The 7,369-nt window shown below is 41.8% G+C and carries 10 protein-coding genes; 8 read left to right on the forward strand and 2 right to left on the reverse strand.

All coding sequences use genetic code 11. The features are described 5' to 3' along the window. Positions 1-14: 14 nt before the first annotated feature. The 8 genes from AB5642_RS13705 (at position 15) to AB5642_RS13740 (ending at position 5,980) form a co-directional block, all read left to right on the forward strand. On the forward strand, positions 15-1,241 hold the full coding sequence (locus AB5642_RS13705; RefSeq protein ID WP_226840945.1) for an endonuclease Q family protein: 1,227 nt from the start codon (positions 15-17) through the stop codon (positions 1,239-1,241). Positions 1,242-1,296: 55 nt separating this feature from the next. After that, positions 1,297-1,758 (forward strand): metallophosphoesterase, encoded by a 462-nt coding sequence (locus AB5642_RS13710; RefSeq protein ID WP_118578803.1) that lies wholly within the window; start codon positions 1,297-1,299, stop codon positions 1,756-1,758. 169 nt (positions 1,759-1,927) lie between these two features. Next, complete coding sequence (locus tag AB5642_RS13715) at positions 1,928-2,404, forward strand: hypothetical protein (RefSeq protein ID WP_118578805.1); 477 nt, start codon at positions 1,928-1,930, stop codon at positions 2,402-2,404. Beyond that, positions 2,401-2,763: a CidA/LrgA family protein gene (locus AB5642_RS13720; RefSeq protein ID WP_118578807.1), complete on the forward strand. Its 363-nt coding sequence runs from the start codon at positions 2,401-2,403 to the stop codon at positions 2,761-2,763. Before AB5642_RS13715 ends, AB5642_RS13720 begins: the two co-directional genes overlap by 4 nt. Next, positions 2,760-3,452, forward strand: a complete 693-nt coding sequence (locus AB5642_RS13725) for an LrgB family protein (protein ID WP_148462180.1) — start codon at positions 2,760-2,762, stop codon at positions 3,450-3,452. The genes AB5642_RS13720 and AB5642_RS13725 overlap by 4 nt, the downstream gene beginning before the upstream one ends. A gap of 285 nt (positions 3,453-3,737) precedes the next feature. Then, positions 3,738-3,995 (forward strand): hypothetical protein, encoded by a 258-nt coding sequence (locus AB5642_RS13730; RefSeq protein ID WP_148462181.1) that lies wholly within the window; start codon positions 3,738-3,740, stop codon positions 3,993-3,995. Positions 3,996-4,005: 10 nt separating this feature from the next. Beyond that, positions 4,006-4,995 carry a YafY family protein gene (locus tag AB5642_RS13735; protein ID WP_148462182.1) on the forward strand — a complete coding sequence of 330 codons (990 nt, stop codon included), beginning with the start codon at positions 4,006-4,008 and terminating at the stop codon, positions 4,993-4,995. Continuing rightward, on the forward strand, positions 4,985-5,980 hold the full coding sequence (locus tag AB5642_RS13740; protein WP_306797064.1) for a biotin--[acetyl-CoA-carboxylase] ligase: 996 nt from the start codon (positions 4,985-4,987) through the stop codon (positions 5,978-5,980). Before AB5642_RS13735 ends, AB5642_RS13740 begins: the two co-directional genes overlap by 11 nt. Positions 5,981-6,048: 68 nt before the next feature. Here the strand turns inward: AB5642_RS13740 and AB5642_RS13745 are convergent, their stop codons facing one another. Beyond that, entirely contained in the window at positions 6,049-6,816 is a 768-nt protein-coding gene (locus AB5642_RS13745; protein WP_148462183.1) for a hypothetical protein, read from the reverse strand. Position 6,817: 1 nt separating this feature from the next. Next, positions 6,818-7,312 carry a hypothetical protein gene (locus tag AB5642_RS13750; RefSeq protein WP_187566129.1) on the reverse strand — a complete coding sequence of 165 codons (495 nt, stop codon included), beginning with the start codon at positions 7,310-7,312 and terminating at the stop codon, positions 6,818-6,820. Positions 7,313-7,369: the final 57 nt, after the last annotated feature.

Genomic DNA, 7,369 nt, shown 5'->3' on the forward strand with positions numbered 1-7,369 from the left:
ATGGAGTTAATTAAGTGGAAATAATCGCAGATCTTCACATTCATTCCAGATATTCCATGGCAACAAGCAAGCTTGGAACCCCGGAATATCTGGATCTGTGGGCAAGAAAAAAAGGAATTTCTTTAGTGGGAACCGGTGATTTTACCCATCCTGCCTGGCGGGAGGAACTGAAAGAAAAGCTGGTTCCGGCAGAAAGTGGACTGTATCGGTTAAGAGATGAATATGTGCTGGAAGAGGCGAAAATGCTTCCTGGGGGAGCTCCCCGTTTCGTAATTACAGGGGAGATCAGTTCTATCTATAAGAAGAATGGAAAGTGCCGCAAGGTGCATAATGTACTTCTTTTATCCGGCTTTGAAGAAGCAGATAAAATAGCTGGGAGACTGGAAAAGATTGGAAATATTCACTCAGATGGAAGGCCAATACTGGGACTTGATTGTCACGATCTTCTGGAAATTTTACTGGAAAACTGTGCCGATGGAATGTTGGTTCCAGCACATATCTGGACTCCCCACTTCGGACTTTTTGGTGCCGCCTCAGGGTTTGATACCATGGAAGAATGTTTTGAAGATCTTACTTCATATGTTCATGCTGTGGAGACGGGATTATCTTCAGATCCACCTATGAACTGGCGTTTATCTGCACTTGATGGACTTCAGCTGATCTCAAACTCAGATGCACATTCTCCATCAAAGCTTGGAAGAGAGGCTAACTTACTGGACATTGAATTGTCCTATCAGGGACTTTATGGTGCTGTACAATATGGAAAAGGTCTTCTTGGAACACTGGAATTTTTCCCGGAAGAGGGCAAATATCACTATGACGGACACAGAAAATGTCACATCTGTCTGAGCCCGGAAGAAGCAGAAAAGTATCATGGAATATGTCCTGTATGCGGGAAAAAACTGACTATGGGAGTGAATCACAGAATTATGGATCTGGCTGATAGAGAAAATGGGTTTGTGAGAAAAAATGCCAGACCTTTTGAGAGCATTGTACCTCTTCCTGAGGTGATTTCTGCCTGTGTTGGAAAGGCTGTAACCACCAAAACAGTCACTGGTGAATATGAAAAGATGCTTCAGAAACTGGGAAATGAATTTGATATTTTAAGGGAAATTCCCATTGCGGATATTGAGAAAGAAAGTAGTCACATGATTGCTTCAGGCATTCGGAAACTTAGAAACAGAGAAGTAATCTGTAAACCTGGATTTGACGGCGAGTATGGGAAAATCTGTCTGTTTTGAGGAAAAGGCTGTTTTTTGAAAAAATATAGATGAATGTGGTATAAGGAACGGTGAAATGATAGAAAATAAGAGAATTAAAATTGGAATTATTTCAGATACACATGGTCTTTTACGGACAGAAGTTCTGGACATATTACAGTCCTGTGACTGCATTTTTCATGCTGGAGATGTGGACAGACCGGAGCTTCTGGATACTATAAGATCATTGGGCGCTTTATATGTAGTGCGAGGAAACAATGATGGATACTGGGCACAGAATCTGCGAAGAAGCTTGAACTTTACAGTGGGAAATGTGAAATTCTTTATGGTTCATGACAGGAAAGATGTTGCCTGGGAGTTAGGGGATACCCAGGTGGTGATTTTTGGACACAGTCATCAGTATTTTGCAAAAGAAATTGACGGAAGGCTGTGGCTGAACCCTGGAAGCTGCGGCAGAAGCCGCTTTGGTGGAGACGTGACCATGGCAGTTATGACCGTGGAAAACGGCAGCTGGCAGGTGGAAAAAATCGTGCTCTGAACAGTCGCAATGTGGAAAAAAGGAATATCCAGAACACAGTTTTACAATTATGTTGTAGAAAAATTGGGAAAAACAGGGGAGAGAATTGTCGAAAGATGACATTGCAATTTTAACAAGATAATGTATAATAGGGCAGAAGAAAAAGCCATGAAAGAAATGAGGATTTGCAGTGGAGAAAAAAGAAATCGATGTGAAATTCATTGTAGGAATTGTCATTCTTCTGGTGATCTTTGGCGTAGTAGGCGGCTCGTTCTGGAATCTGGTTGCCAGACAGGCACAGAAAGACAAACAGGAGGAAGCCCGTCTGGAAAATGAAGCCATAAGAGCTATTTATGTGGAAGCCGGAGATATACTGAAGGAAATGGTATTCGTAGATATGGATAAAAAAACTGTTTTCAAGGCAGCGATTCCCAAGGAAGGAATTTATAACAAAAATGATAAATTAATTGCCGGGGATACCTTGGAAAATGGAGATATGGTGAAAATCTACGGTGACAGAAATATGACAAGATCCATCCCTGCACAGTATCCAGGGATTACAAAGATGAAGCGAAATGGCAGGGCTTCTCTTGAGGAGCTTCAGCCTTATCTGGAAATTGCAAATGAACTTCTTTGTGGAGACAGCGAGGAGGAAGACAAAAAGTGAAGTATCTGAGGCAATTTTGTATTATTTTGCTGGTTTCAGCGTTGGGTGAGGGATTACATATCCTTTTGCCTCTTCCGGTACCGGCCAGTGTATATGGTCTTGTGCTGATGCTTGGAGCACTTGCAAGCGGAATTCTGAAACTTGAGCAGGTAGAGGAAGCAGCAGATTTTCTGGTTGAAATTATGCCGGTTATGTTCGTTCCTGCAGGTGTGGGACTTTTGGAAGCGTGGGGTGATCTGCAGCCAATCTGGCTTCCTGTTGTGCTCATAACAATTCTGACAACCGTCATTGTAATGGTAGTTACTGGACGCAGTACTCAGTTTGTGATCAGAAAGGACAGGGGGAAAGATAAGAAATGATAAATTTTATAGAAAATTCCCTGTTTTTCGGGGCGGCATTAAGTCTGGCTGGATATGAGGTCGGTCTTTTGCTGAAGAAAAAGTTTAAAATGGCGCTGTTTAATCCTCTTTTGATTGCAATTCTATGTGTAATGGGAATGCTTCAGCTTATGCAGGTGGATTATAAGACCTACAATGCAGGCGGTCAGTATATCAGTTATCTGCTTACTCCTGCTACAGTATGTCTTGCGGTACCGCTTTACAGACAGCTTACTCTGCTTCGTAAGAATCTGAAAGCTGTCGTTATAGGAATTGTTTCCGGTGTACTTGCAAGTATGGTTAGTGTCTTGATTTTTGCAAAGCTGTTTGGACTTTCCCATTCGGAGTATGTTACTCTGCTTCCGAAATCCATTACTACAGCCATTGGAATGGGTGTATCGGAAGAACTTGGCGGACTTGTTACGATCACGGTTGCAGTTATTATTATCACTGGTGTGCTGGGAAATGTGATTGCGGAGGCAGTCCTTAAAGTGGCAAAAATTGAGGAGCCTATCGCGAAAGGTCTGGCACTTGGAACTTCAGCCCATGCCATAGGTACATCTAAGGCAATGGAACTTGGTCCTGTAGAAGGTGCTATGAGCAGCCTGGCAATTGCCGTTGCCGGACTTCTTACTGTTATTGCCGCTTCTGTGTTCGCTGGATTTATGTAAAAACATGTTTGTGGATTAACTACTATGAAAGTATAGCGAATAAATAAGCCTGTAGACATGTTCATTTAGATTTTGTAAAAAGGAAAACGTCTGATTCTGTTTAAAACAGGTTCAGACGTTTTTTTATTACTCAAAAAGCGAACAGATATTCGAAAATGATGGATTCATACCGTTTTATAGGACTGATATTGTGGTAGACTAGTCTCATGAAGAAAATATGTTCGGAAAATACGTTCGGTATTTGATGGCGGATGATATTGGAGTTTGGGAAACGGAGGAGATATTATGTGGAAATCAGGCAGAAATATTAACAGCAGAAGAGCTGCCCTTGCAGAGGGATATATGGAGGATACACAGGAGAGCCGCGGCAGGAAATTTTCCGGGAGCACAGCCATGATACTGGGACTTTTTATTACATTGGAGCTCATGATCGGGGGAGCTATGATCTTTAATTATGATTTTCATGGTGCAGATCTTATTGCTCTGCTCTTTGCTTTTATGGTATTATATTCTGGAGTCGTAGCAGTATTGACAGATAAATAGGAGTAAGGATATGCCAAAATCTTTCCAGCAGAAACTGAAAATTTTATATCTTATGCGAGTCTTTTCTGAGAAAACAGATGAGGCACATCCCATGAGTGTGAAAGATCTGATTTCCTATCTGGAGAGTCTGGGAATTCATGCAGAGCGGAAGACGATATATGACGATATAGAGACTTTGCGTGTGTTCGGAATGGATATTATGAATCGAAGAGAGAGACCGTCAGGTTTTTATCTTGCAAGCCGTGAGTTTGAGACTGCAGAGCTGAAGCTTCTTGTAGATGCTGTTCAGTTTTCCAGATTTCTTACTGTTGGGAAATCGCGGCAGTTGATCCAGAAACTGGAGCACCTTACCAGTATTTATCAGGCCAAAGACCTACAGCGGCAGGCAATCGTACTGGATCAGGTGAAGAATACAAACGAGAGCATTTATTATAATGTAGATGAGATACACAGAGCAATTTCACAGAACAGACAGATCAGCTTCCAGTATACAGAATGGACAGTGTCCAAGGAGAAACATTTGAAGAAAGGTGGAGCTCGCTATCAGATCAGTCCATGGCAGATGATATGGCAGGATGGTAATTATTATCTGATAGGAGTCGATGAGAAGAGTGGCATTGTGAAGCATTACCGCGTAGACAAAATGTTGAAGATCTTTACAGAGAATGAAGCAAGAAATGGTGCCGAACTCTTCCGGAAATTTGACAGTGCCAGATTTGCTGCCGGTACTTTTGGAATGTTTGGAGGCCGTGAAGAGAAAGTTAATCTGGAATTTGAGAACCATCTTGTGGGTGTAATGATTGATCGATTTGGGCAGGATATTATGATCATGTCCAAGGACAATGAGCACTCCGTCACCAGGGTACAGGTGAATGTAAGTACACAGTTTTATGGCTGGCTTGCTGCCCTTGGAAATAGCGTGAGAGTGATTTCACCGGAGAATGTGCGAAAAGAATACCGGGATTTTTTAAGAAAAGCCCTGGAGAATTATGAAGGATAAAAGCATGACGGTTAAATCCAGACTTTTGGAGTTATTAGAACAGCATAAAGGTGAAACTTTATCTGGCGAGGATATTGGCAGGGAGCTTTCCTGTACACGAGCCGCAGTTTGGAAAGCTGTGAACAGTCTGCGCCAGGAAGGATACCCCATTGAGGCCGGACCGAATAAGGGATATATGCTTGCAAGAGAGAGTAATCTGATTTCAGCAGAGGGAATCAGACTTTTTCTGGAGGATCCACAGGTTGAGATAAAAATATTTGATGCAATCAGCTCTACCAATCTGGAGGCCAGGCAGCTGGCTGTGAGCGGAATGGCTGGACACGGCTCTTTTGTTGTTGCCATGGAGCAGACAGCAGGAAGAGGACGAAGAGGCAGGGAGTTTTATTCTCCTAAAGGCAATGGGATTTATCTCAGTGTTATTCTGGAACCGAAGGGGACACTGGAGGGCAGTCTTCTGATCACTACTGCAGCAGCTACTGCAGTGTATAAGGCTGTGAAAGAAGTATGCGGTGTAAAACTTGGAATTAAATGGGTAAATGACCTGTACAAGGATAACCGTAAGGTTTGTGGTATTCTTACAGAGGCGGTCACAGATTTTGAAAGTGGAAATATAGAATTTGCAATTGTAGGAATTGGGCTGAACTTGTACGTTGAGCAGGAACAATTCCCCAAAGAGCTTCAGGAAATTGCCGGAGGAATCTACGAAGATGAACAATCCTCCAGAACTGCGGACAGGAACCGCCTTGCAGCGCAGATTGTGAACTATCTTCTGGAAGAAACCCGGGAATTGAAATTGTCAGAAGAATACGTGGAACATAATATTGTTCCGGGAAATGAAATTACAATTACAGATAATAAAAGCAGCAGAAGTGCCAGAGCATTAGCGATTTGTCCAGATGGGAAATTGCTGGTTCAGGAGACTGATGGCACTCAGAGTAAGCTGGCTTTTGGAGAAATCTCAATAAAAATACCGCCGATAAAATAAATTTATCAGCGGTAAAGTTATTAGAAATATTATGTGGCAGATACCTGACTTTTATTGGAATAGTTACTCTATTTTGCAGAATTATTGTCTGGCTCAGCAGTAATGAATGGTTGAACTGAAGTAGTATCCGAAATTTTGATATCGGTATTCTTTATTACATTATCCGCATTCTGATCTGGCTGTGTTGTTGAAGACACTGTTGAGGCAGGTGCTGATTTTGTATTCATTTGTGGAGCGCTGTTATCAACAGGCTGTTGATAAGGACGATATGGCTGCCAATAATGTTCTGACACATCTTTTTTACAATCAGCTTTTTCGTCAGGAGAGATGCTTTTGATTTTTCCTGTAAGAAGCTGATAACCGGCAACGATGATCAGAATTCCAATGATAACAGAAGGAATCTGGTACATGATATCCTGTATAATAATGGCCAGAGAATTTGGTAAAATCCAGAAGAGCAGATCACGGAAACCATTCCAGAAAACAGCAACTCCGAAAACAATCAGGAGAATTGCCGCAATTTTAATATGTTTTTGCGAGAGCCTGATATTATTCTGAAATATACGGTCAAGATGCAGAATATAGTTATCCTCTATCGCGTAAAATTCTTCTTCCGGCAGTTCTTTCAAGTTATGAACATGGAAGAAACTGTAGAACCATAATACAGGAAGAAAGATAACCAGAGAGGAGATATTAAGCCCTCCGGCAATTGCGATAATAGCCCAGAATAGAGTCATAATGCTGATTCCCTGCTTAAAGAATCCCATATACATTTCTCCCGCACCAGGAATCAGGGAAGAGATAAAAAGCAGGAATCCCTTTTTTTGTTTTTGCATGTTAGTTACCTCCGTTTGTTATTGTATTTGAAATAGAATTAATGTAGTTGACAACTTTCTGGGGAGCATCAGAGATTCCATCTGTAATTCCATTTGAAAAATTACGTAATGAAGTTCTAATTTCCCGGCGCGTTTCAGATGATTTGGCTGTGGACTGCGGAAGCTGAGGCGAGACGAAGTCCATTTGCCCAAGGCTGAACAACATAACCAGTGCAAGTACGACTCCGACTACAGTGCGGAGCCCCTCATAGAAAAACCGCATTTTATAGGTAGCATCCGCTGCTGTTTTCTGTATCTGAATATCAGGAGCTGTAACACGTTCCATAATTGTTTCTTTCAGATAGGCGGGAGCTGAGGATGCATGATCTGTATATTCGTCCGCAAGCTGGTTAAGACAGTAGTCGCAGTGCTTCATATGTTCCAGAAATGCAATGATTTCATCAGTGTTCATCTCTTCATTTTGAAAATTATTCAGGTCATTACTATTGATATGCATTTAATCGCTCCTTTCTGCCAACATTTTTTTCAACATGTTTTTTGCACGATATAGCTG

The sequence above is a fragment of the Ruminococcus sp. 1001136sp1_2201st1_G3_2201SCRN_220225 genome (assembly GCF_040924365.1).
In the GTDB taxonomy this organism is placed as follows: domain Bacteria; phylum Bacillota; class Clostridia; order Lachnospirales; family Lachnospiraceae; genus Blautia_A; species Blautia_A faecis.

Coding starts and splice junctions, on each gene's coding strand:
- AB5642_RS13710 (WP_118578803.1), top strand. CDS start 1,297: ATGATAGAAAATAAGAGAATTAAAATTGGAATTATTTCAGATACACAT.
- AB5642_RS13725 (WP_148462180.1), top strand. CDS start 2,760: ATGATAAATTTTATAGAAAATTCCCTGTTTTTCGGGGCGGCATTAAGT.
- AB5642_RS13730 (WP_148462181.1), top strand. CDS start 3,738: ATGTGGAAATCAGGCAGAAATATTAACAGCAGAAGAGCTGCCCTTGCA.
- AB5642_RS13735 (WP_148462182.1), top strand. CDS start 4,006: ATGCCAAAATCTTTCCAGCAGAAACTGAAAATTTTATATCTTATGCGA.
- AB5642_RS13740 (WP_306797064.1), top strand. CDS start 4,985: ATGAAGGATAAAAGCATGACGGTTAAATCCAGACTTTTGGAGTTATTA.
- AB5642_RS13745 (WP_148462183.1), bottom strand. CDS start 6,816: ATGCAAAAACAAAAAAAGGGATTCCTGCTTTTTATCTCTTCCCTGATT.
- AB5642_RS13750 (WP_187566129.1), bottom strand. CDS start 7,312: ATGCATATCAATAGTAATGACCTGAATAATTTTCAAAATGAAGAGATG.